The following is a 24,381-nucleotide window of genomic DNA, read 5'->3' as shown; positions in this document are numbered from 1 at the left end:
TAGTAGCTGGATTCAGTTACCTTTATACAAATAATAAACAAACGGATATCCGAGAAGGCCGTTCCTCCCGTCAGGACAGGAGCGGCCCTCTGGCGTCCAAGAGGAGGAAGCAACAGGTGAGTAAGCTATGGGGCGGGCGTTTTACCAAAGGGACTAATAAGTTGGTGGAGGAGTATACGGCTTCCATCGGATTCGATAAGGCTTTGGCAGAAGAGGATGTGCAGGGAAGCCTTGCGCATGTTACCATGCTGGGCAAATGCGGGATTTTGCCACAGGATGATGTTGAGACCATCAAGGCTGGTTTGAACAAGGTACTGGAGAAGGTTCGTGCGGGAGAGGTTGTATTTTCTGTAGCTGATGAAGATATTCATATGAATATTGAAAAGCAGCTCATTGAAGAAATCGGTCCGGTCGGGGGCAAGTTGCATACAGGCCGCAGCCGGAATGACCAGGTGGCAACAGATATGCACCTTTATCTACGGGGCCGTGTGGTGGAACTGGTGAGTTTGCTGCATGAGCTGCAGGAAGCTTTGATTGTGCAAGCTAAAGACAATTTAGATACCATAATCCCCGGCTATACGCATTTGCAGCGGGCGCAGCCGATTTTGTTTGCACATCATCTGCTCGCCTATGTGTCCATGTTCCGCCGTGACGCGGAGCGGTTATCGGATAGCTACAAGCGTATTAATGTGCTCCCTCTGGGTGCTGGAGCGCTTGCGGGCACTACTTTTCCGATTGATCGACATTTCGTAGCTGAGCAGCTTGGTTTTGATAGTGTATACGAGAACAGCTTGGACGCCGTAAGTGACCGCGATTTCATTGTGGAGTTTCTGGCAAATGCGGCTCTTATTATGACTCATCTATCCCGGTTAAGCGAGGAGCTTGTCTTGTGGAGCAGTACAGAATTCAGCTTCGTAGAGCTTGATGATGCGTTCTGCACAGGCAGTAGTATCATGCCGCAGAAGAAAAACCCGGATGTACCCGAGCTGGTTCGGGGCAAAACAGGTCGCGTGTACGGGAATCTAATCGGCCTGCTAACTGTATTGAAGTCCCTGCCGCTGGCATACAACAAAGACATGCAGGAAGATAAAGAAGGAATGTTCGATACCGTAGCTACATTGACGGGTGCGCTTCAGTTGTATGCACCGATGATCTCGACAATGAAAGTAAACAAGGGACGTATGCGTGAGGCCGTGAACACAGACTTCTCCAATGCAACTGATATTGCGGACTTCCTGGTAGGAAAAGGTCTGCCGTTCCGCCAGGCACATGAGGTTATCGGTAAAACAGTACTCTACTGTATTAACGAGGGCAAATTCCTACTCGATCTCACGCTGGAAGAGTTCAAGCAGTTCTCACCTCTGTTCGATGAGAATATCTACGCTGTGCTGCAGCCGGAAGCGGTAGTTAACGCACGTAACGTCTATGGTGGTACTGCCACCGTTCAGGTAGAGGCTGCTATTGAACGGGCTGAAGTTGCTTTACTTGAAGCTAACAAATGGGTAACGAGTCATGTTGGGGCTGTACTTTAGTCCCCTTTTTTAAAATACAAAGACTGTCGTTCCACATCGTGATGATGGGAGGAAACGACAGTCTTTTTTTCTAATGAAGTCAATTTTATACTGTGTAAATTCGCATAATTTCACATTGGAATTGTAATCAACAACGGATAATGTTCGAAAAACTAATCACTGACTCCGTAGTACAACAATACTGCTCCTGAAGCACCGTCTGCGCTCGAAATCCTGCACAAAGTACAACAATACTGCTCCTGGAGCACCGTCAGCGCCTGAAATCCAGCACAAAGTACAACAATACTGCTCCTGGAGCACCGTCTGCGCCTGAAATCCTGCACAAAGTACAACAATACTGCTCTGGAGAACCGTCTGCGCCTGAAATCCTGCACACAGTACAACAATACTGCTCCTGGAGCACCGTCTGCGTCTGAAATCCTGCACAAAGTACAACAATACTGCTCCTGAAGCACCGTCAGCGTCTGAAATCCTGCACAAAGTACAACAATACTGCTCCTGGAGCACCGTCTGCGCTCGAAATCCTGCACAAAGTACAACAATACTGCTCCTGAAGCACCGTCAGCGCTCGAAATCCTGCACACAGTACAACAATACTGCTCCTGGAGCACCGTCTGCGTCTGAAATCCTGCACAAAGTACAACAATACTGCTCCTGGAGCACCGTCAGCGCCTGAAATCCTGCACGCAGTACAACAATACTGCTCCTGAAGCACCGTCTGCGCCTGGAATCCTGCACAAAGTACAACAATACTGTTCAGAAATCAGCAGGTTTTTACACTAACCACTCACATGCACAGATGTTTATACGGTTTTTATCTGGTGAAAACTGTTTATGAAACTGACTCAATCAAAAAGTATTAAAGTTCAAGCTCCTCAGCTGGGTTTGATGCAGCAGCAACCTGTACTTCATCTTGAGGTAGTGGCAGCCAAGCCAGCACATCACGGATTTTGGTGTCCCAATAACCCCATTCATGTTCCCCCGGTCCTTCTTCATAGGTTAAGGATAACGAGGTTTTACGGCAGGCATCCCGGAAGGCGATGTTATCCGCATACAGGAAATCCTCGGTGCCGCAGCATTGATACAGCGATGTTTTGGGGCCTTTTGAGGCATTGTGTTGTTCCAGCAGCCATAATAAGTCATCCTCTGTGCCGGCAATGTCCTCTGTACCAAAGATCATCTCATACTCCTTGGTTTTTTCCTTCGGATCTTCCCAGTTCATGAAATGATGGGCCATATCAAGGGCTCCCGACAGACTGGCAGCCGCACAAAAAGCCTCCGGTTTACGCAAACCTAACTTCATCGCCCCGTAACCGCCCATCGACAACCCTGCAACAAAGTTATCCTCACGTTTTGGTGATAGCGGAAAAAAAGATTGAGCCAGCTTCGGCAGTTCCTCGCTGATAAAGGTCCAGTAATTGCCCCCAACACTCATATCCGTATAAAAACTACGGTGAACCTGAGGCATCACTACGGCTATTCCCATCTCGGCAACATACCGCTCTATGGAAGTACGGCGCAGCCATATCGAATCATCATCAGATAAACCATGAAGTAAGTACAGTGTAGGATGGAGCCCACCTCTGTTTACATTGCTCATTCCAATTTGCGTAGTGGTAGTTTGCGGCAGAATAACGGTCATTGAAGTGCTAAGTCCAAGTACTTCCGAGTAAAAACGACATTCTATCAAAGCCATTAAATTATCCCCCTCTCAGCCCAAATGATAGCACAGGCTAAAACCGATATAAATTGTATAAAACTCTAGAATTATCATAACTAATAGATTGCTGGGGCAAGAGATGAAAGAATATAATGGAAGTAGGTAGAAAGATCCAGAAGAAAGCACAAAGTAGGACCGAAGAATGAGAGCCATATGGATAACATACTGCAATCTGTAATCTGTAATCTGCCGAGGCAAGAACTGTAGGCAGGCAAATAAGTATAAGGAGCGAACACGATGCCTTTGAAAGATAAACGGAATGCAACATGGGATAAAGAACAGGGGTTTACCTTGATCGAAGTCCTGGCGGCCATCGTCATTCTCTCGATTGTTTCCCTGGTCCTAACCTCTTATTTTACCCAGGCGCTGTCTTACTCGAAATCCAACCAGAACAAGACAATCATGGTTAATCTGGCGCGGAACGCGCTATTTTATATGGAGAAGCAGGATTTTGAGATGATGAGCTTATATTTTCAGGGTCAAGCGGCTGAAGGGACACAACCTGAAATCGCAGGACATTCTATTATCCAAGCATCCGGCTGTGTTCCGCTTACGGAGACAACGGTAAGCTGTGAGATATATAAAGATATGGTAACGGATGAATATACGCTCGCTAATGTACTGAATCCGGTAATCAATAATGTCAAATATCAGGTGAAAATTACCTACCAGGCAGAATTGCATCGGGAAATGGTGAAAGGTAAAATCAGCGGCAACACGGATGATACGATAGATGAACGCAAGAAAGAGATGGCACCTTTTTTAATTCCGGTTGAGGTAAAAGTTACTGGACCTGGCGGGCCCAATGGTCATGTTTCCAGTACAGTGGTGGAGGGTTATATTACAGATGAAAAAATACGCTGAACGATTGAAGTCTGAGCAGGGATTTACCTTGATCGAGATGATTGCGGCCTTAACACTTTTCTCTATGATCGTCGGTATTATTTCCATGGTTACTATGTTTGGCTTCCGCAGTTATCATAAGATAACTATAGAAAACTCCCTAAGGGATGAAGCAGATATCATTATGTCAACTATCATCAATGAATTATATACCTTTGCTCCTGAAAGAGTGGAAAATACCACACTCACAAACGGGATTACGCTGAAGAAAGGGTCAACTACCGATGAGGTGATTACTTTTTCGCAAGGTAGCCTTGTAATTGGTGCAATAACTGATGAACCTGATCCGGATGACCCGAGAACCGCTATACACTCCACCCTCACTGGATCTGTTATTTCATCAACATCTGCTGATGGGAGGACGTGCCAGGCCACCTTTCCATGTGAGAGCGGACTCATAAAAATCAAGCTGAAGCTGGCGCAGGAATATGACGGCAGAACATACACTATGGAACTTGAAAGTAAATTCGGATTTTAGGGGGTTGCTCACCGATGTCTGTATCATCACAACGTCATATAATCCGTAACAGACTGGGAGCAGTATCCAGGCGTTTTACAGAAGAGCGGGGTTCCGCTCTTGTATTGGTGATGTTTATCGTTTTGCTGCTTACCATCCTTGGGCTCAGTGTGCTAAGCGCAGCTGTTGGTGGAGCACAGCGCACGGAGACGCGCAAGAACGACGTTCAAAGCCTTCATCTTGCGGAGAAGACGCTGGATGAAGCAGTGGCTTATATTACCGCTAGCCTAAATAAGAAAATCGATGAGAAAGTGGATTTCAGCCAAACAGATCTCGATGATGAAATTGCGAATTTCCTGCAAAGTCTGCAAGATGAATCGAATGGACTGCTTGTCAGCACCGATCTGCTTCAAACCGATGGAGCAGCAGCTGTAGGCAAAATTATTAACGTTGATTCTGTAAGAACCGGCTCCTCTCAGGCAGGCCAATCGGTCAGCTATAGAGTGACGCTAACTGCCGAGGCTGAAGTGAACGGGGTGACACGGACGCTGTCGCAGACCGTGGTGATTGATACTTTTCCGGATTTTTTGAAGTATACCTTGGGTTCGGAGAGTAATTTAACGATTAACGGAGCGCCTTATATCCAGGGCAATATTTACGCCGGCGATACGCTGACTATTAGTGACACTGCCCGATACACTTACAAGACAATAGATCACACCTTTTTATCCAAACCTTTTGAGTTGTTAGGTGAGGCTCATGTTCAGTCATTGAACAAGCTTGTATATCAGGAACAGGGCAAACAACCGCTTACAGCGGATAAACTTACTTCAACTACATTGATGGCCGGTAAGATACTGCCGGAAAACGTGAAGATCAAAAGCCACCGCAGCTTTGTTGAAGTGAATGTCGAATCCTCCTTTATTGATAAGGTTGCTGAAGCGGTAGGAGGCGGAGCTAATAGAAAGCAAATTTCTGATAGTTTGAAGAGTGGCAGTCTCGCCAGTTATCTGATTGGTAATTATCCGTCTATCTTTGATCATTCTACCCTTCCTTCCAAGCCTGACCCCGGAGACACGTCGGAACATGGACAGGAGCTTCAAAATGAATACAATGCTGCAGTACTGCTTCTGACCCAGCCGAGCAAGTCCGTTATCTATGAAGGCGATTTGACATTGGACGGCACGGAGCTAAGGGGAATTACTTATACGCAGAGCGCCAAAAACTCAACCTCGCCCCGCAATTGGTATATCATAGACGGAGATTTAATTATCAATAATTACGGCAACGCCACTCCCATTCAAGTGCGTGCCAATATTCTTGTAACAGGAAAAGTAGAAATCCGGGGGAAAGTGGAATTTGACTCTACCATCTTCGCTCTGCGAAGTTCCTCTGCACACTCGACGGAGGATTATACGACCATCGTCGAAGATGCCTCCATTCAAGGAATGAACGGTAAAGAGCTTGTACTGATCTCGCAAGGTCGAATTCTGATCAACCGGCTAGCCGCCTTCAACAATTTCACCAATGATGATGTCTCTGCCCCGCTCCCGCTGGATGCATTTTTCTATACGGATTCCGATGCGAAGCTGTATGGTGTCGGTTCGATCTTTTCTCTGAGCGGCGGTTTCTTCGCCAAAGGAGATTTGACTATAAATGCTGTTCGCGGCAGTTCGGTTGAAGGTGCTGGGGATATCACGATTACACCCGATAACAACATAATCCGCTTCAGGGCCTCCTACAATGATCAAATATTTAACGACCAGAAGGCTGGCTTGCCCCGAGTCAGAACAGTCAATATCCGTGTTGAGAATTTGAAACTGAATTGAGCCATGCCGTGATGTTAAGTGGATGTTAACGATAATCATCAGAAAAAAGAACCCCCCCAAGTGATACCAGTTAAGAATACTGGTATTGCTCGGGGGGTTCTTTTAATGCAGTCCTAAGTCCTAATAGCGGTCCTCATTAATTACAGTTACCTGAATCGTGTCTCTAATTGTAGGGTTATCTTTATAGGATGCAGTGACCGTAGCCGATCCTTTGACAAGACCGGTAATGAGACCGTTTGGAGACACGGTAACTACAGCAGGGTTACTGCTGCTCCATTCGAGCTTACCTTGGATATCTGCCAGAGTCATGCTATCCGGGAATAAGCTGAGATCACTGACGTTGAATAAGCTGTGTGAATTCTCACTTCCTACACCAATAACGATAGTCTCGCGAAGGCTAAGCCCGTTTAATCTTGCACCTACTGTTATGGTTGCTGTAGCAGATATCCGCTGTCCCGGTATTCGTCCCTCCGTAGTAACTTTAACAGTTATAGGGTGGTCCGTGGAGGTAATTTTTAATCCCTTTAATTCAATGCTGTTGGTGTTGGTGCCGGGAATAATCTCGGCGTAGGTACTACCGTCGCCTTCCAGGCTCCAAGTGTATACTGCAGGATCAGCATTGGCCGGTTGAATCACTCTTACCTGTAATGGGATCTTCTGTCCTACCTTTACCAAGGGTTCTCCATCAATTGCGATTTGGCTTACCGGATTCGTGAAAGTCACCTTGTGCTCCTTGGTGGCAGCTCCATCAGGCGAGTCTTCGGTATTTACCCTTGCAACGAGTGTAACTTCCCCGGACTTCGTGGCCTTCAGTGTGGCATGGTCGTTAAGCGGATTACCTGACGTTATACTGAGTTCTGCTTCCGCCGTGTTACTTCCCGGCTTGATCGACCACTCATAACCATCAATGACTTCATCTGCTGTAACGTATAGAGCCTTAAACTCTGCCAGATCGCCCACATAGGCCTTATTTGGACCGATAATGTTAAGATCAGGAGATATGACCTCAACAGGAGCGGTTGCTGTTATGTTGCTTCCGTCTGTTGATGTAATCTGAATAAATGCTGTTCCCGCCTGAAGCCCTCTCACGACTCCCTCATCGGTAACTGTAGCCACTTCCGGATTCAGAGATAACCAGGAAACATTCTTGTTGTTCGCATCTTCAGGAAGGACACCGACCATAGATTTCATCCCAAGCTCGGTGTTTATATTAATTCGTGCTTCCTCCAAGGTAAGTGCGGTTACTTTAACCACCGCTTCAAATTTCGCCTCATTAAAGTAGAGGGTATTCTCTGCATAAACCGGCTTTGTATGGTTTATCACCTCTGGAAGAGTTCCGGTAAACGGGTTGAGTTCTAGTCTACCATCATTATCGGTACGCAACGTTTTTGCGATAAGCATGCCACGCAAATGGCCTTTATCGAACTGCACATTGGCTAAAGGGGCAAGGATTGTAGCATTTATTGCATCGTTGAGAACAAGTGACTTGGCCTCAGGGAAATTCAAAATAATATGTTCGCTTTGTATATGGGTTAAATTAAAGCCGCCATTGATCGTAATGTTTTCCCCATGGACATTGATGATGACTGTCGAGCTTCGCGGAGCATTTATTTTTACATGATCCAGAACATTATTTAAATCATTGCTTAGAACACTGGATGTAATATTAAAGACGTTCCGATTGTCATCCGTTCCTACGAAATCAAGATCCTTTTCGACATTGCCATTCGCTTCCAGGGAAGCAAGCGTATTGGACTCGAGCAGCAAGAACTCTTGGGTATCTATAAAGTTAATAGGAGTTCCTTTGGTCACAGTGCCATCGATTTTTGTATGAGTTGGAGTAATTGTTGAGGTCCCCCCATACGTAACTTTCGCACGTATAGATGCTCCGTTATTTCCATTAAAAATAAAGTTTCCTCCAGCTACCAGGGCATTATCATGGGGACCTCCATTTCCGTTAAGGTTGTAGTTGGTGAACTCTGCATTGCCGGCCGCAGCGATCCGCCCTTTTGTACTGGTACTATTCAGATTCACATCGCCAAATATAAATGCATTAAATTGACTGCTGAGACTATTGATGGAGCTGAAAATCTCTGAAGAATCATACACATTTACATATTTCAATTTTGAACTGAATTCATCGAGTTTGTAGGATTGCTTCTTACTCGGGACGACTGACAGGCTGAACGTAATAGGCTGAGCCGAATCCGGTTCGAAAGTTTTTCCATCCTCGGACAAATGATACCCGATGTTGGCGAAACTTCTTGTCAGCGTATAGCCGGTTTCAAGGCTACCGCTCTTTGACATTCCTGCCGGCAGAGGGTCCAGAAATTCCAATTGTCCCGGGAATTTTTCCGAGTACTCAATATTTGATATATTCAGCTGGCTGATTGTCTGCTCTCCGCTCTGAATGGTGTAAGCAGGGATAGGATTAGGTGTGATCGTGTAAGTAAGGATAAGAGGGTGCTCTGTGTCTCCTCTTTCTACCGTGTCTGAGGACACGGACCGGCTGATGGAAAGATTCGATTTTACCTTCTCTACAGTTACATTCACTTTTTGGGTAGCCAGAGCCCCCTGGCTGTCCCGTGCCATAATCTCAATCTGCAGAGCCCCTCCTTCAGGCAGAGGATTATTAAAGGTCTGCGTCACCGTGTCTCCGGACTGCACCGTCTTTTCGGCCATTGTATAATCCGACAAGTATTCATCGTCTACTTTGAACTTAATACCGGTGATCAAATTCCGGTCCTTGATATCCCAGTCATTGACTGTATAGCTGACAACAAGCTTGCCCTGGTAGGAGGGCTTGGTGCTGTTGTCCACCGGTGTAGCAACCGTAATTTCAGGAGCGTGATTGGCTCCGGTAAAAGCTCGGTACATTGTATTTACGAACAGCATCTGTTCCCACTGGGGGAAGTTCTTATTGGTATGGCCCGTCCCCGAAAAGGTAATGTTACCGACAGAATACGTGTAGAAGTGATTGTAACTGTCATCGGTATCCCGACTTGATCCGGAGATGTTGTACCATGGGATGACATCGGCCCGTTCCAGATTCAGAGGGAAGAATTGATCATGGGTAGTGGCAACCTTGTAACGTCCCGTGCTTGAGGTTAAGGCTACATTATCAAGATCGAAGGGATACTGTGTTAAAAGCCCGTCGTTAATCGGTACTACTGTGGTAGAAGGGTTCACCGCACTTCCGCCGAGGTAGGTACGGGGTAGTGCTTGGCCTACCATGTCATGGAAATAGGAGCTCCAATAGTTCAAGTTCTGGATTCCGTTGGTTGTACTCTCTACATATGGATCCAGTTCAGGTGTGCTCGGGTTAGCATCGACCTCACGGAAAATAGTGTCATGGGTCAGCATCAGACTTTGCTTCGTTTCTTCGGCAAAAGCCTTTACTGCATCAGCTGCTGCTTTGGATAACATTGGTGTGCTGACTCGATCGTACATATCCTGGAAGCCGAAGACGATCATATCGTAGACCCCGTTTAATCCGGAAGTCGTGTCGGTAGCGCTGGTATGGCTGGAAATGTAGGAGTTGAACTCACTCATGTCCATAGGTGTAATTTGCAACTCGTAGTCAGCCTTTGATAAATAAGATGTATCCATGTTTCTGTAGTCTTCGCTGAGCAGATTGCTGTCCGTCCTGTCGGTGGGCATTACCTGAAGCACTTTAATCACTGGTTTGATGCCTCTATACCGGATCACGCCGGAGTCGAAATCTTTTAAATTACTCAAAGTGTCGCTAATTTCCATTCTCCAGTAGAGAGGGCCTGAGTAGGTCTTTGGCAGCTTGTAACGAATCGTGCCCGAGGAGGACTTCATCATTTCGGTGGCGACGACATTATTCTCGGACATAGGCAATGAAGAGTCTACATTCATAAATAAGCGGACGCGGACAGGACGCAGTGTTAAATCGGTAATGTTGTCCAGCTTAACGTCGAAGCTCAGCGTATCCCCGGAGACGTAGACATGATCTGGTTTGTCGCGGTAACTGATAATATCCGCTTTGTTGGTTAGGGTGAGTCTGGGACGTTGGGTCAGACCGGTTAAATAGGGAGAAGTGTCTTTTTTTATTGTATCTGTGAAGGTGTCCAGAGCTTCCTTATCTCGAAGAAATACAATATTAGATTTAGTGTTGGGGCGGTAGGGATTGAAGGTAGAGTACAGGATACCTTGTTTAGCCGTGGAAGTTGCTTGTGCCGTGAAAGTTTCATCCCGTAAAAATACATATAAGCCTTTATTAATAAAATAGTCGGTTATTTCCCTCGCTTTAAGCAGGGTAATATCATTCTCCACGCTGATGGTTTTATGAGCAGCTTCTCTACCAGCGGTACTGGTGCTTCCTGTGCTGTTAATCAGTGTTTTACTGAAATCACCTTTGCCGATGTAGATAGCATCGTATTTGCCGTCCCAATTGTTCCTAAGAGATACAAATCGCTTCATCGTCATAGTGTCGATCTTTATGTTGGCCAAATTTTGCAGACCATCTAACTCACTTAGAGGGAAATTGTTATTAAGGTTGAGACTGGCGCTGTTCGGATCGGTAATCTCCAGAATGCGAATCGTATAATTATTGTTGGTGGCGTTAACGGATAGAACGAAACTTTGAATGGATGCCGCAATTAAAAGAATCGACAGTGCGATTCCCGAAATAAGGATCCATTGTTTACGCCGGATTAATTTCATCTAGCAATTCCCCCCGATAATAGATTGAATAATTGGTAGAATCCTTGAAGTTTATATTGAAATCAGTCGAAAATTGGAAAATCGAATTGTAAAAAAAACGGTTATATGCTATATATCATTCTAGGACAAATTACATCTATAGGCAATAATTATCTATGAAAAAATACCCTAAAATTTAAGTATTTGGAACTAGTATTCGGAATACTATTGTTTCTTCCTTTCTATAGTACGCAATATATTACATAATTTACATCGGCTTTAACTTATTAAAAATTTAGCAATTCAACACGGTTATCTCTAATTCACAGAACTTGGTTGACCGATAATAAAATATAAACTTGTAGGGCATGGAGATGAGTGAACGTTGGCAATTATAAAAAAGAGACTTGGAGACTTGTTGGTAGATAATGGAATTATCTCCCAAGAACAGCTGCTCGAGGCTCTGGGCGAACAACGCAAGACCAAACGCAAGCTTGGCGATCTCTTAATCTCGCAGGGTTATATTACTGAACAGCAGTTGATCGAAGTGCTGGAATTCCAGCTTGGCATCCCGCATGTCAGCTTATTCAAATATCAGATTGATCCGGCGATTACACAGATTATTCCAGAAAGTATGGCCAAGCGCTATCAGGTGCTTCCTTTTATGAAAGAGGGCGGCAAGCTGATGGTTGCCATGGCCGATCCACTGGACTATTTTGCCATCGAGGATCTGCGGATGAGTACAGGGTTCAAGATTGAACCAGCCATCTCTACCCGGGACGAACTCCAACGGGCAATAGCCCGGCATTATGGCATGCGTGATTCGATGAGCCAAATGATGATAGAACTGCCGACCCAGGAAGAAATTGAAGAAACAGAGATTACGGATGAGGATTCGCCGATTGTTCGGCTCGTCAATCAGATGATTCAGCAGGCCGTTACGCTCAGGGCTTCCGATATTCATGTCGATCCAGGTGAAAATAACCTGACCATCCGTTACCGGATCGACGGTTCCCTGAGAACGGAACGTGTGATTCCTAAACAGATGCAGGGCTTTATTATAGCTAGGCTGAAAATTATGGCGAAGTTAAACATCGCCGAGCGGCGGCTTCCGCAGGATGGTCGGATCAAGATGCAGTTCGACTACAAAATGGTCGATATCCGCGTGTCCTCGTTGCCGACGATGCATGGCGAAAAAATCGTACTCCGGCTACTCGACTTAAGTACGGGCATCAAAACGGTGGACAGTCTCGGATTCAGTGAGCCGAATGTTACGGCTTTCAGGGAAATGATTGAAAGACCTTATGGCATTCTGCTTATTACGGGACCCACAGGCAGCGGGAAAACAACGACTCTGTATTCCGCCCTGAACCAGCTTAATGTGGAGAGCACTAATATTATCACGGTTGAAGACCCGGTAGAGTATCAGTTGGAGGGAGTCAATCAGGTTCATGTGAATCCAGCTGTAGGGCTGACCTTTGCGGCAGGACTCCGCTCCATACTCCGGCAGGATCCGAATATCGTAATGGTAGGAGAGATTCGTGACACGGAGACCGCAGAGATCGCGGTTAGAGCCTCGCTTACGGGTCACCTGGTGCTGTCGACTTTGCATACCAATGATGCAGTCAGCACCATTTCAAGGCTTCGGGATATGGGAATCGAACCTTATCTGATAGCATCCTCATTGATTGGAGTAGTCGCTCAGCGGCTTGTCCGCAAGATCTGCAGCGATTGCAAGGAAACGTACAAGCCATCGGAGCAGGAAGCGATCATGCTTCGCAAGCATGGTCTACCGGTGGATAAACTACATCGCGGACGGGGCTGTGGGAGCTGCAGTACTACGGGTTACCGCGGACGTATTGCCATTCATGAAGTACTGACCATTGACGACCATATACGGGAACTGATTACTAATATGGCTACTGTCGAAGAATTAAAGAGTGCGGCCCGAGAACGAGGGCTTGTACAACTCATGGAGGACGGCTTCCTCAAGGTTACGCAAGGCATGACCACATTGCAGGAAGTTCTGCGCGAAACGGTGTCCCACTAACGAGATGAACCAATAAGATGAAATCAATTTAAGGAGGAAGAAGCCGATGCCGACATTCACGAGAGATATAACTCAGCTGCTTCACATGGCGTATTCCTCCAAAGCTTCTGACCTGCATATCTCTGTAGGCTCTCCACCGGTGATGCGAATTGACGGAAAGCTTCATACAGTCCCGGGAGAATCAGTAACTGCCGGAGAATCGGCAGCTATGGCTGAAATACTGATGGGGGAGCGCCATACGGCCACCTTTAAAGATGTAGGGGAGGTCGACTTTTCCTTTCCACTGGAGAACGGGGGGAGATACCGGGTGAACGTCTACCGGCAGCGCAACGGCATCAGTATCGCTGCGCGGTCGATACCTGCAGATATTCCTTCACTGGAACAGTTGAACATGCCTCCACTTCTGACGTCTCTTGCTAAGAAACCCCAAGGATTGATCCTGGTTACCGGACCAACGGGAAGCGGGAAGTCATCCACACTTGCAGCCATGATCCATTCCATTAATCGTTCGGAGAGCAAGCATGTTGTCACCCTTGAAGATCCGATTGAGTTTCTGCACGGGCACGGCACATGTCTGGTGGATCAGCGGGAAGTGGGCAGTGATACGGGCAGCTTCGCGAGTGGGCTGCGCGCCGCGCTTCGTCAGGACCCCGATGTAATCCTTGTTGGCGAGATGCGTGATCTGGAGACGATTTCCGCGGCGATTACAGCAGCGGAAACCGGACATCTGGTACTGGCTACGCTGCACACAACGGATGCACCGCAGACGATTGACCGAATTATTGACGCTTTTCCGGGCCATCAGCAGGGGCAGATCCGCTCGCAGCTCGCATCCGTCATGTTGGCGGTTATAAGTCAGAGGCTGTTTCCGAGAGCTGGAGGACGGGGACGTCTGTGCGCCACGGAAATTCTGGTCAATACACCGGCCGTCGCCAATCTGATCCGTACCGATAAAACGCACCAGATCAAAAATGTCATGCAAACGGGCCGTGCGCTGGGTATGCATACGCTGGAGATGAGCATTCGCGAATATCTGGCCCAGGGTCTAGTTCATCCGGAGGCGGCCAAAGCGTACATGAATGAGGTGATCGGCTGATGGCATTGTTTGAATATCAGGTTAAGACAGCCGCAGGAAGGCCGATCAAAGGCAAACTGACCGCTTCCGACAAACCCGCAGCGATGGAAGAACTGCGTAAACGTGGTCTAACCGTATTTTCGCTGGTGGAACGAAAAACCTCTTTTCTGCAAATGGAGCTTTATCTGGGCAATCCGGTCAAGACGATTCATTTTATTATTTACTGCCGCCAATTCGCTACCCTGATGCGTGCCGGGGTGTCCATCGTGGATGCTACCCGGATATTGGCGGAACAGACGGAGAGCAAGCCGCTTCGCAAAGCGCTGCAGGATGTCGGTTCCAGTCTGATGAGGGGGACATCGTTCTCCCAGGCGGTGCAGGATCATAAGAAGATTTTCCCTCCGTTGTTTGTCAGTATGATCCGCGCCGGTGAAGAGTCCGGGAATATGGAAGGGACACTGGAGCGGTTGGCGATGTTTTTTGAGAAGCAGCATACCACGACCGAAAAAATCAAATCCGCACTGACCTATCCGATCACCGTCGGAGTAATGGCTGTCGGAGCGGTAATCTACCTGTTGTGGGCGATCGTGCCCCAATTCGTCTCGATGTTCGAGTCCATGGATGCGGAGCTGCCAGCCATCACGAAAATGGTGTTGGCGCTCAGCAAAAGTATTCAAGGTCAGTGGTACTTATGGCTGTTGGGTGTGCTGCTACTGGTGGTTGCCTACCAGATCACCAAACGGACGGAGAAGGGTGCATATGCGCTTGATTATGCCAAGCTGAAGCTGCCGGTGTTCGGCAAGCTGAACCAGAAAGGCTCTATCGCCCAGTTCACGCGCACATTCTCATCGCTCTATGCCAGCTCCGTCCCGATTCTACAATCGCTCGCGATTGTGGAGGAAGTGGCAGGTAACAAGGTAATCGGAAAGTATATCCGCAGCGCAGGGGATTCTCTGCGGCAGGGTAAGCCGCTTTCCGAACCGCTGAAGAAGGCCTGGGTCTTCCCGCCGCTGGTTACTCAGATGATCGCCATTGGAGAAGAGACCGGAGCGCTGGACACCATGCTGTCCAAGGTTGCAGATTTCTACGAGATGGATGTGGAGAACACGGTTGATCGTCTGAAATCACTGCTTGAGCCGCTGCTGATCGCTTTTTTGGCGGGTGTGGTTGGGATTATAGTGGCAGCCATTATGCTGCCGATGTTCAGTCTGTACGGCAATATGTGAACCTTGCGGTTCCTTGTATATATTGAGAGGGGTGACGCCGGGAAGGCGGAGCGAGTCTAAGTGTTTTCGCAGGTGCTGGACGATGGGACGAGATCAGGGGAAGACAGCAGGAATGACAAATGAAGATAAGAATTCTGTCAGAAACACACCACTACTAATTTCAAGGGGGAAATGAAATGTTAGCACAAGCAATCAAAAAGAGATTGGGTAAGGAAGAGAATCAAAAGGGTTTTACGCTGATAGAGCTTTTGGCGGTTATCGTTATTCTGGGTATTATTGCGGTTATTGCGATTCCTATGATTGGTGGAATTATAAACAATACAAAAGAAGACTCGGATTTAGCAACAGCACGACAAGTGTACGAAGCTGCAAGGATGTACACAATAGCTGAAAAGGAAGGAGTCTTTACAAGTTCGGCGGATTATTCAATAACTGTTGGTGATTTGAAGACTAAGAAATATTTAGAAGCCGGTATTGTTCTTCCAAGTAATAAAGAAGCATTGCTTGATACTAGTGCAGTTTATTTTACTGGTGCTAATGGTACTTTAGCAGACACTATTGCAGTTGATCTTAGAACATCTACTTTAGATACAGATACCGAGGCAAAGAGATTCTCAGAAGTGCAGATACAAAAGACAAAAAGAAATTAACTATAGTTATATTTCTAAGGAATCGGATCCATTCCGGTTCCTTTTTTAAAATCCCTGAAAGGGACCCTACTATCATGACAATATTCATCGCCATCTATATCACTTTGCTCGGGCTGGTTCTTGGCTCGTTCTTCAATGTGGTGGCACTGCGGGTACCGGCGGGAGAGTCGCTGCTGCATCCACCGTCACAATGCCCGAAATGCAGTACACGGCTAGGTGTACGCGATCTGTTTCCGGTCTTCAGTTATCTGTTGTCGGGAGGGAAATGCCGCTACTGCGGAGTAAAGGTCTCCCTCTTGTATCCGCTTGGAGAAGCGGCTACCGGACTTTTGTTTCTCTGGATATACCTGAAGTTGGGGCTTTCGATGAAAGGGTTTGAAGGGCTGCTTTTGGTAAGCCTTTCAGTTATTATTACGGTCTCGGATTTGAAATACATGTTGATACCTAATAAGGTGCTGCTGTTTTTCCTGCCCCTCTTTCTGGTACTGGTTCCGTTTATGGCAGAAGACCCGCTGTGGGTTCATGCACTTGGGGCATTGTGCGGTGGCGGTATTCTCTTGTTGCTGGCTCTGTTTGGCGGCATGGGGATGGGGGATGTCAAGCTGTTCGCCTTGCTAGGCTGGGTGATCGGCTGGCCAAATGTGATTCTAGCCTTTCTTGTTGCCTGTGCGCTAGGAGCTGCGGTGGGCGTAGGGTTGCAGCTTTCCGGCATTATTCATAAAAAACAGCCTGTGCCATTTGGCCCTTTTTTGGTTTTTGGCACACTTCTTGCATTCTTGTATGGCCCGGACATCATTGGTTTCTATCTCACGTTTATCGGTTAGGAGGGTTATCATCGCATGCTTGTACTAGGTCAACAGGCGATTGGGATTTCCATTGAGGAATCCGCGGTCCGCTACATCAGCTTAAAGAAAAACAAGACCTGGGAGGTCCGCAAAAAAGGGACACTTGCCCTGCCTCCCGGAATCATCGTGGAGAACCGGGTCGCAGACAGCGAGGCACTGCTTGGTGCCCTCAAGCCTTGGGTGAAACAGCAGGGGTTGAGGGGGGCAAAGGTATTATTAGCCATCCCCCCGGCACAAATCATTATCCGCAAAATGAGCATTCCGAGCACGAATGAAAAGCAGTTAGAGCAGCTCGTGAAGCTGGAGGTCGAAACCGGCCTTCATCTGCCTTTTGACAATCCCGTCTATGACTATGTCACAACCGGAGTCGACGAGGATCAGAGCCATCTACTCGTATTTGCTGCTCCGCGCCTCCCGATCCAGGACTATATTGATGTATTGGAATCTGCTGGTCTGCGGGTCCGAAGCGTTGAAATATCTGCAACCGCATTGGCCCGTAGTATTACTTTGGGTCATGAAGAGGCTTTTGCAGAAACGATGTTGATCCACCTGGAGCAGTCCATGCTGGACATTTATATGTTCAAGGACGGGAACCCCGTATTTAGCCGGACGATAAATGTGACTGATTTGCACCAGAACAAAGCAGAAGCACCGAGTGGGTTTGACCTGACAGAGTATGACAAAGAAGCCGCGGTCACTTTAGAAATAACCGAGGATGTTCTGTCGCCTGAGCAAATGGTCGAAATTATAGCCGAAATCTCACGCATGCTGAATTTCTATCAATACAGCCTGCATGACGGGAGCACCCGGATCAGTAATGTACTGATTACAGGCACTCCCGGCATACGCAGACAGCTTTATGAGGAGCTGAGCCAATCTTTAACCGAGCAGCAAATTGTTCCGGTCAATCTGGATCAGCTGGAAGCCGGTGCGGGGCAAGACTCGGAACTGAACAGCTATCGAGTAGCGACAGGAGCCGCTATCGGTAATCAAATCCGGCATATTGATCTTTTGCCGCGGGAAGACAGGGAGACCTTACTGTTCCCTTATGTGGCTATAGCGCTGATTGGAATTTGGCTGCTGGGTACGCTTGGAACAGGCATTTATTTTGCTGCGGGCAAGGGTCAACTTAGCGATCAGACACAGAAGCTGCAGGGGCTGCAGGACCGGAGCGCCATGCTACAGCAGGAGTTGACCAAACTCAATAACGGAGGGTCAACCAAGCTGGATCGCAAAGCAGCCATAGATGAAATTTTGAAATACAAGCTGAATATCGTTTCGGTGTTAAATGAATTGGCTGAAGGTCTGCCGCAGGGAAGTGCGCTCCGGAATATCAATTATACGTACCTCACCTCGATCGATTTGACGGTGAATGTGCCGGGAATGGAGCAGGCTTCCGAATATCTGGTCAAGTTACGGAAGATGTCCTTCACAGTGAATGCTTCTATTGAGAAATTGACCGAAGGTGACACGGATTCTCAATCTGACGCTTCACTGACAAGATCCTACACAGCCATCTATAAGGTGAATTTAAAAGAAGACAAACAGGAAACTGCTATACAGAATAATGAGGGGGAGGCAGCGGATAATGGAACAGATCAATAAGTATCGTTCGCCTATAGTGCTCGGGGTTCTTGTTCTGTTTCTGTTGCTGTTCGCCTTCTTCATGCTTGGGGTACAACCAACTAACGACAAGATTGCTGAACAAGACTTGCAGGTGGGGCAGTTGGAAAAGCAAAACGGGCTGATGCAAAAAAAGATTGATGAGCTGAAGAGTTCAACTGAGGCGAATCAGGAACAGGAGGCGCTGCTGGCACAGCTTCCGCGCGGTGATGGCAGTGAACAGCTCATTCTTGATCTGCGGGCTGTCGGCACTTATACAAATGCCAGACTTAAGGATATCGGATTTGCAATAGGCGAAACCAATCCCATACAGGAAATGACGGGCTCGTCCGATATCGCTTTTCCTACGGTCAAGCAGTTGAAATTGACGGCGATCGTTGAAGGGGAGTATACAAGTGTCCGGAACTGGTTGACTGCGCTGCAGCTTCTGCCGCGTATAATCAATGTGGATTCTTTTAGCTTCCAACAGTCGGAGGAATCGGATGCAAGTGAAAAATCCGGAAGCATTATAACGGCTAACATTTCCTTTACAGCTTATTTTGAGGATGCGCCGGTTTCTTCTGAGACAGAGGCGCAAGTAGCCATTAAATAGCTGAGAGTCACCATTCAATGGCTTCGCCTTCTAACTATATAGAGGGCGGAGTTTTTTTGTGCTGTCTGATTATAAATCCGTTTCATTTATATTCGGATGAGGTCTGCGATGTAGACAACACCGGTAAATTTTCCTTTGCTTGTCACTACAACACAGTCACCCCTATTCATTTCGAGGCGGTTCATGGCATCGGTTCGGAGGGATTCCAGGGGTGCTGCAATATCGGTGATCAGGGGATTTCGGTTCATGTAATTTACTACCGGCTCTCTGTAAAAGAGGCCTATACCGAGACGTCCGGCAGCGATTAAGAAGAAACGTTCGCTCATTAGCAGGCCAAGCGGTTCGTTCTCTGCATTGCAGACGACGATGCATTTTGATTCCGGATGCTGGAACATGACTCGCAGAGCTTCGCGGCAAGTACAGGAGGCGGGGATAACAGGGGCGCTGCGGACGTTGCTAATCAGTTCTTTTTCAAGGGCTGTTGTCATTAAGAGTCATCCTTTCTAAGAGGTCTTAGTTTTACTCTACCCTTCAATCGTTAACTTTATTAGGATGTAGAGTCAATCGCAGGTAAAATAGACCTTTTCCTTAAACCCAGCCTATTCACTGCTTACCCCATCCTCTAGAAGCGGTCTTTTCGAAACTTCCGGTAAGACGGTACTGCTAGTTCCTGCTTTATTCATAAGAATTATTCGTTTCTGAGCCCGATAGACGTCACGCGACAGTGTCTTCTTTTCTACCGGCTGGCCATCTACCAAACGGGTAATATAGGTCTCTACAACATACCCGGCTTTGCCGCTCTCTAGAACCCGTGAAGTGCCGGGAGGCAAGGAGAGATCATTTACGATCCTATCGGCAGGAATTAAAATATCGATAATTTTTGATTCTACTTTGTAGCTGACATTCTTAGGGAAGGTTCCGAACAGCTTGACGGTCAGTCTTCGGTTTTGAACAGTGGATTTTATGATAAGGTATTTGCCGGTGTTATTCCGGAACCGAAAGTTGATATACCCTTCTGCGAACGTTGCATCCTGACCTTTAGGCAAATAGCTGACCGGAAGGGAATGATTGTGCCGCTCGACAATTTCAAGTCCTGAACGCAGTGCCGCATTGTACAAGGTACTTGATACCTGGCAGATCCCTCCGCCAGTCCCTGGCTGAAGCTTGCCGTTCACGATGACGGGGGCTTCTCTGAAGCCGTATTCTTTCTTTGCTTTTTGAATGGCTTTGCCATAATCGAAAATGCCTCCAGGCGGCAATATGGTTTCGTTCACAGCCTTGGCCGCAGCCTCCACGTTATAACTGCGTCCCGGACCACTGGCGCCTAGGGAGGTGCTGAATTCAGTGATTTTACGCTCAATGCCTTCTTTTTCTAAGGACTTTAAGGTCACAGGCGGCTGCAAAATAACTAAAGGTACTTTGAGTGTGATTACCTTGCTTCCCAGTTGCTCCAGCTGACTTAAATCTTTAGGTATCACCGCATGAAGAGATTGTTCCATGGCCGGCCAATCCACCTGACGGGATGATATTTCGGGTGTATATACTACGCGGTCATCCGCTGTGATTCGACGGGTAGCATTTACAGGTGTGCCGAAAGTTTTCTTTTCCCAATCCGGGTTTAAAAGATTCTGCAGCATATGGATATCCAGTCGTGTATTAAGGTCCCAGCTAGGGGAGAAATCTCTGCGTGCTTTAACCCGTTCTATTAGTGAGCCTTGGCTCAGGCTCTGTAATCCTTGCAGGAAGGGTTCCGTTTCATAGGTGATCCCGGCGTCCTTCATCGTCAGCTTGAACCCCGCATTGTTCTCTGTCATCAGTACGAGGGTAATAGAATGTAAGTTTAAAAGATGTTCTTCCAGCTGTGAACGAACTTCATCCCGGTCTAACCCGCCAATTTCCCAGCCAGCCAGTTGAGTTCCTTTGGGCAGTGTAGATTGCCTGCTATATAAATTCAGGGCCCCGTATACGAGTGAGAGGATCAGGATCAGTGTTGCGGCAGCTATAAGAGAAGCGTGTATTTTTTTCACAAAAGGTCACCTCCGGGGTTCTGATTTCCAGATAGATTCCGATAAATAGGTATAGGCATAAATGAAGGGAAGTTGTCTTTCTTATGTATATGTAAGATCTAGGCAAAACTTTCGGGTACTCAAGCAGTTACAGATTTGTTACAATAGATACATTGCGATAATATTGCAGTTTATGGAAGCTTGCGCTAGACGTTGTCGAATGCCCAAGTGGATTATGTCATAACTTAGGAAGCGATAAAATGATAGAAATGCAGGATGTGTGGAAGACCTACCCTAACGGAACTCATGCCTTGCAAGGCGTCTCGGTAAAAATTGACCGAAATGAATTTGTGTATATCGTGGGTCCGTCCGGTGCAGGTAAATCAACATTTATGAAATTGATCTATAGAGAAGAAGTGCCGACCAAAGGGCAAATTTCTGTGGGGGGCTTTAATATAGGGAAGCTGAAGCCGCGCAAAATCCCTTACGTCCGCCGCAATATTGGGGTCGTATTCCAGGATTTTCGTCTTTTGCCGAGAATGACAGCCTTCGAGAACGTCGCTTTTGCGATGGAGGTTATTGAAGCACCCAAGAAAGTGATCAAGAAACGGGTGAACGAGGTTCTCGATCTCGTGGGACTGCGGAACAAAGCCAATCGTGAACCATCACAGCTCTCCGGCGGTGAACAGCAGCGGATTGCCATTGCCCGTGCTATTGTAAACAGCCCTTCCGTTATTATTGCGGACGAGCCTACAGGTAATTTGGACCCGGAGACCTCATGGGGAATTATGCAGCTGTTGGATGAGATTAATTTTCGCGGTACAACGATTGTCATGGCCACACATAACCGGGATATAGTTAACAAAATGCGTAAGCGTGTACTTGCTATTGAGAACGGGAATATCGTAAGAGACCAGGCGAGAGGGGAATACGGGTATGAATTTTAAAACCTTCTTGCGGCATATGCGGGAAGGCTTCAGAAATGTATTCCGCAACGGCTGGATGTCGGTGGCTTCCATCACGTCCATTGTCGTCTCTCTCTTCGTGCTAGGTGTATTTATTCTACTTGTTCTGAATGTGAATGCTATAGCCGATAAAGCGGATAGTCAGGTACAGATTAATGTGCATCTGACTCTTAATACGGAACAGAAGCTGCGTGAAGCACTGCAGAATGAAATCGGCAGTATGCCGGAGGTCAGCAAGATTGAATTTATTTCCAAGGACCAAGGTCTTCAGGAGTTCCGGGACAGCTTGGGCGAAGAAGCCGCAGATCTATTAGATGGATTCGATAAAGACAACAATCCTCTACCGGATACCCTTAGAGTGGAGGTCGTTCAGCCTACTACGGTTCCTTTTGTAGCCGAGAAGATTCTAGCGCTCAACGGGACGCATGCTGAGAAACCCATCTATAAAGTGAAATACGGTAAGGGTTCGATAGAGACTTTGTTCAAAATCACCAAGGCGGTCCGCAACATCGGTTTTATATTTGTGGCAGGACTTGCGTTGATGTCGATGTTCCTCATCTCCAATACGATCCGGGTAACCATTCTTGCTAGGCGCAAGGAGATCGGGATTATGAAGCTGGTGGGAGCGACGAATTATTTTATTCGCTGGCCGTTCTTTATAGAAGGGGCACTTATTGGCTTCATCGGTTCCATGGTCACTGTCATTGCGTTGTATATCGGATATGGCAGTTTGGTAGCTTCAGTGCAGGGGGATCCTATGCTGGGACTTCAACTGATCGCTTTTGAAGATATTTGGCTTTTCCTATGCGGATTACTCGTTGGTCTTGGGGTAACGATTGGCGTATGGGGAAGTACCGTTTCTATTCGCAAGTTCTTGAAAGTATAACGAGTCATTCGGAAGTTATAGAAATCATTCATTTATTAGGATAAAGGATGGGGAGTGCGAGTTGAAAAAAATTGCTGCCGGTTTAGCTGTAATGTTGCTGGCTGTCACCCTATACCAGCCCTCTGACGGATATGCCAAGAAGACTAGTGTGGCTGAAATCGACAAGCAGCTGAAACAGCTGCAAAAAGAAGTACAGGAAGCTAAGGCGCAGCAGGAAAAGGCGGATTCCCGCAACCAGGAAGCCAAACACTATAAGAATAAAACCACTCTTAATCTGCAATACGTGCTGGATCAAATTAACTCTGTTAAAGGTGATATGACGGAAACTTCGAACAAGATCGCCGCGACAGAGGACTCACTGAAGGCAACCACACTTGAGCTTGAGGCTGCGGAAGAGCGTGTAGCTTCCCGCGAGAAGCTGCTTGAATCCCGTGTTCGGTTGATGTATACCGATGGGGGAGTATCTTACCTAGACGTACTATTGTCTTCTACGAGCTTTACTGACTTTCTGGATCGGGCCGATTCGCTGAAAAGCATTGTGGATCAGGACCAGGATTTGCTGGTTCAGCATAAAACGGACAAGCTTACGGTCATTGGCAAAAAGCAGGAGCTTGAGGGCCAGTATGCACAGGCTAAGCAGCTGTATACAGATTTGGAGTCACAGCGGAGCTTGCTGAAAGAGAAGGAAGATGAGAAACAGGAGCTTATCGCCTTTTACGATGAGGAAATCCATCAAACCGATGATATCAGCGAAGAGCAAAATGCGAAGCTTGTAGAGCTGGCCAGTGTTCGTTCTACGCTGGAACAGCAGAAGGACAAGCTTAAGGCTGAAGAAGCAGCGCGCAGAGCAGCCGCGGCAAAAGCAGAGGCCGCCCGTAAAGCTGCTGCAAGGAAGGCATCTTCTTCCTCGAAAACTGCCGTCGCTTATTCCGGAGGGGATGGGCCGATGCTGCTGCCGGTAGGGTCAGCCAGAATATCTTCACCTTTTGGGCCTCGAACGCATCCCGTTACGGGTGAGGTAGGCAAGGTACACACCGGTGTTGACTTTGCAGTCGCACAAGGGACTGACATTCATGCTGCAGATTCCGGTACCGTTCTAGTCGCCGAATGGTGGAGCGGATACGGCTATTGTGTCATTATCGATCACGGCGGCGGCATGTGGACGTTGTATGGGCATATTCGTGAGGGCGGTCTTAAAGTTAAGGCTGGAGACAGCGTAGCCCGCGGTGAAGTTATTGCTGAATCCGGATCTACAGGCCGTTCGACAGGACCTCACCTCCATTTTGAAGTGCGTATAGACGGTAAAGCAGTAGATCCAATGCCTTATCTGTAATTTTAGGACTCATAAATATTA

19 protein-coding genes are annotated in these 24,381 nt (G+C 47.3%); 14 read left to right on the top strand and 5 right to left on the bottom strand.

Features of this window, described 5'->3' with window-relative positions; all coding sequences use genetic code 11:
- The first annotated feature begins 116 nt into the window (after nt 1-116).
- Nucleotides 117-1,532, top strand: a complete 1,416-nt coding sequence (gene argH, locus J2T20_RS02395; protein ID WP_307585227.1) for an argininosuccinate lyase — start codon at nt 117-119, stop codon at nt 1,530-1,532.
- Nucleotides 1,533-1,684: 152 nt separating this feature from the next.
- On the opposite strand, the gene J2T20_RS02390 is transcribed toward argH, so the two are convergent.
- Nucleotides 1,685-2,071, bottom strand: coding sequence for a hypothetical protein (locus J2T20_RS02390; RefSeq protein WP_307585225.1), 387 nt, complete (start codon nt 2,069-2,071; stop codon nt 1,685-1,687).
- 320 nt (nt 2,072-2,391) lie between these two features.
- On the bottom strand, nt 2,392-3,228 hold the full coding sequence (locus tag J2T20_RS02385) for an alpha/beta hydrolase (protein ID WP_307585223.1): 837 nt from the start codon (nt 3,226-3,228) through the stop codon (nt 2,392-2,394).
- 261 nt (nt 3,229-3,489) lie between these two features.
- Between J2T20_RS02385 and J2T20_RS02380 the strand changes: the two genes are divergently transcribed.
- The 3 genes from J2T20_RS02380 to J2T20_RS02370 are packed head-to-tail and all read left to right on the top strand — an operon-like array spanning nt 3,490 to nt 6,441.
- Nucleotides 3,490-4,116, top strand: coding sequence for a type IV pilus modification PilV family protein (locus J2T20_RS02380; protein ID WP_307585222.1), 627 nt, complete (start codon nt 3,490-3,492; stop codon nt 4,114-4,116).
- Nucleotides 4,100-4,633, top strand: a complete 534-nt coding sequence (locus tag J2T20_RS02375; protein WP_307585220.1) for a PulJ/GspJ family protein — start codon at nt 4,100-4,102, stop codon at nt 4,631-4,633. The genes J2T20_RS02380 and J2T20_RS02375 overlap by 17 nt, the downstream gene beginning before the upstream one ends.
- Before the next feature lie 14 nt (nt 4,634-4,647).
- The gene (locus tag J2T20_RS02370) at nt 4,648-6,441 is read left to right on the top strand and encodes a hypothetical protein (RefSeq protein WP_307585218.1); all 1,794 of its coding nucleotides are present in this window, start codon (nt 4,648-4,650) and stop codon (nt 6,439-6,441) included.
- Nucleotides 6,442-6,561: 120 nt separating this feature from the next.
- On the opposite strand, the gene J2T20_RS02365 is transcribed toward J2T20_RS02370, so the two are convergent.
- On the bottom strand, nt 6,562-11,130 hold the full coding sequence (locus J2T20_RS02365; RefSeq protein ID WP_307585216.1) for a DUF5057 domain-containing protein: 4,569 nt from the start codon (nt 11,128-11,130) through the stop codon (nt 6,562-6,564).
- A gap of 364 nt (nt 11,131-11,494) precedes the next feature.
- Between J2T20_RS02365 and J2T20_RS02360 the strand changes: the two genes are divergently transcribed.
- The 7 genes from J2T20_RS02360 (at nt 11,495) to pilO (ending at nt 19,170) form a co-directional block, all read left to right on the top strand.
- Complete coding sequence (locus tag J2T20_RS02360; protein ID WP_307585214.1) at nt 11,495-13,159, top strand: GspE/PulE family protein; 1,665 nt, start codon at nt 11,495-11,497, stop codon at nt 13,157-13,159.
- Between the two features lie 46 nt (nt 13,160-13,205).
- Complete coding sequence (locus tag J2T20_RS02355; protein ID WP_307585212.1) at nt 13,206-14,255, top strand: type IV pilus twitching motility protein PilT; 1,050 nt, start codon at nt 13,206-13,208, stop codon at nt 14,253-14,255.
- Nucleotides 14,255-15,460: a type II secretion system F family protein gene (locus J2T20_RS02350; protein ID WP_307585210.1), complete on the top strand. Its 1,206-nt coding sequence runs from the start codon at nt 14,255-14,257 to the stop codon at nt 15,458-15,460. The genes J2T20_RS02355 and J2T20_RS02350 overlap by 1 nt, the downstream gene beginning before the upstream one ends.
- Before the next feature lie 176 nt (nt 15,461-15,636).
- Complete coding sequence (locus tag J2T20_RS02345; protein ID WP_307585208.1) at nt 15,637-16,110, top strand: type II secretion system protein; 474 nt, start codon at nt 15,637-15,639, stop codon at nt 16,108-16,110.
- Between the two features lie 74 nt (nt 16,111-16,184).
- A complete protein-coding gene (locus tag J2T20_RS02340; RefSeq protein ID WP_307585206.1) occupies nt 16,185-16,934 on the top strand; it encodes a prepilin peptidase in 750 nt (249 codons plus the stop codon).
- Nucleotides 16,935-16,949: 15 nt separating this feature from the next.
- The gene (gene pilM, locus J2T20_RS02335; RefSeq protein ID WP_307585204.1) at nt 16,950-18,560 is read left to right on the top strand and encodes a pilus assembly protein PilM; all 1,611 of its coding nucleotides are present in this window, start codon (nt 16,950-16,952) and stop codon (nt 18,558-18,560) included.
- Nucleotides 18,544-19,170, top strand: coding sequence for a type 4a pilus biogenesis protein PilO (gene pilO, locus J2T20_RS02330; protein WP_307585202.1), 627 nt, complete (start codon nt 18,544-18,546; stop codon nt 19,168-19,170). Before pilM ends, pilO begins: the two co-directional genes overlap by 17 nt.
- A gap of 86 nt (nt 19,171-19,256) precedes the next feature.
- Here pilO and J2T20_RS02325 read toward each other — a convergent pair whose 3' ends face one another.
- Nucleotides 19,257-19,658 (bottom strand): CBS domain-containing protein, encoded by a 402-nt coding sequence (locus J2T20_RS02325; protein WP_307585200.1) that lies wholly within the window; start codon nt 19,656-19,658, stop codon nt 19,257-19,259.
- A 111-nt stretch (nt 19,659-19,769) separates the two neighbouring features.
- Nucleotides 19,770-21,197: a VanW family protein gene (locus J2T20_RS02320; protein WP_307585199.1), complete on the bottom strand. Its 1,428-nt coding sequence runs from the start codon at nt 21,195-21,197 to the stop codon at nt 19,770-19,772.
- Nucleotides 21,198-21,436: 239 nt separating this feature from the next.
- On the opposite strand from J2T20_RS02320, the gene ftsE reads away from it, so the two are divergent.
- The 3 genes from ftsE to J2T20_RS02305 all read left to right on the top strand — a co-directional run bounded on the left by ftsE (nt 21,437) and on the right by J2T20_RS02305 (nt 24,360).
- Nucleotides 21,437-22,123 (top strand): cell division ATP-binding protein FtsE, encoded by a 687-nt coding sequence (gene ftsE / locus J2T20_RS02315; RefSeq protein WP_036652671.1) that lies wholly within the window; start codon nt 21,437-21,439, stop codon nt 22,121-22,123.
- Nucleotides 22,113-23,027: a permease-like cell division protein FtsX gene (gene ftsX / locus J2T20_RS02310; RefSeq protein WP_307585197.1), complete on the top strand. Its 915-nt coding sequence runs from the start codon at nt 22,113-22,115 to the stop codon at nt 23,025-23,027. Before ftsE ends, ftsX begins: the two co-directional genes overlap by 11 nt.
- Nucleotides 23,028-23,088: 61 nt before the next feature.
- Nucleotides 23,089-24,360, top strand: coding sequence for a murein hydrolase activator EnvC family protein (locus tag J2T20_RS02305; protein WP_307585196.1), 1,272 nt, complete (start codon nt 23,089-23,091; stop codon nt 24,358-24,360).
- The last annotated feature ends 21 nt before the right edge of the window (nt 24,361-24,381 follow it).

It is taken from the genome of Paenibacillus wynnii (assembly GCF_030812855.1).
GTDB classification, from domain to species: Bacteria; Bacillota; Bacilli; order Paenibacillales; family Paenibacillaceae; genus Paenibacillus_AQ; species Paenibacillus_AQ wynnii_A.
The sequence above is the reverse complement of the archived record's forward strand: the minus strand, read 5'-3'. Positions and strand labels throughout refer to the sequence as shown.

Bases quoted from the DNA above. Each gene is read 5' to 3' on its own strand.
- ftsX (WP_307585197.1), top strand. From the start codon at position 22,113: ATGAATTTTAAAACCTTCTTGCGGCATATGCGGGAAGGCTTCAGAAAT.
- pilM (WP_307585204.1), top strand. From the start codon at position 16,950: ATGCTTGTACTAGGTCAACAGGCGATTGGGATTTCCATTGAGGAATCC.
- J2T20_RS02385 (WP_307585223.1), bottom strand. From the start codon at position 3,228: ATGGCTTTGATAGAATGTCGTTTTTACTCGGAAGTACTTGGACTTAGC.
- J2T20_RS02375 (WP_307585220.1), top strand. From the start codon at position 4,100: ATGAAAAAATACGCTGAACGATTGAAGTCTGAGCAGGGATTTACCTTG.
- J2T20_RS02340 (WP_307585206.1), top strand. From the start codon at position 16,185: ATGACAATATTCATCGCCATCTATATCACTTTGCTCGGGCTGGTTCTT.
- J2T20_RS02370 (WP_307585218.1), top strand. From the start codon at position 4,648: ATGTCTGTATCATCACAACGTCATATAATCCGTAACAGACTGGGAGCA.
- J2T20_RS02350 (WP_307585210.1), top strand. From the start codon at position 14,255: ATGGCATTGTTTGAATATCAGGTTAAGACAGCCGCAGGAAGGCCGATC.
- J2T20_RS02325 (WP_307585200.1), bottom strand. From the start codon at position 19,658: ATGACAACAGCCCTTGAAAAAGAACTGATTAGCAACGTCCGCAGCGCC.
- ftsE (WP_036652671.1), top strand. From the start codon at position 21,437: ATGATAGAAATGCAGGATGTGTGGAAGACCTACCCTAACGGAACTCAT.
- J2T20_RS02365 (WP_307585216.1), bottom strand. From the start codon at position 11,130: ATGAAATTAATCCGGCGTAAACAATGGATCCTTATTTCGGGAATCGCA.
- J2T20_RS02345 (WP_307585208.1), top strand. From the start codon at position 15,637: ATGTTAGCACAAGCAATCAAAAAGAGATTGGGTAAGGAAGAGAATCAA.
- pilO (WP_307585202.1), top strand. From the start codon at position 18,544: ATGGAACAGATCAATAAGTATCGTTCGCCTATAGTGCTCGGGGTTCTT.
- J2T20_RS02355 (WP_307585212.1), top strand. From the start codon at position 13,206: ATGCCGACATTCACGAGAGATATAACTCAGCTGCTTCACATGGCGTAT.
- J2T20_RS02380 (WP_307585222.1), top strand. From the start codon at position 3,490: ATGCCTTTGAAAGATAAACGGAATGCAACATGGGATAAAGAACAGGGG.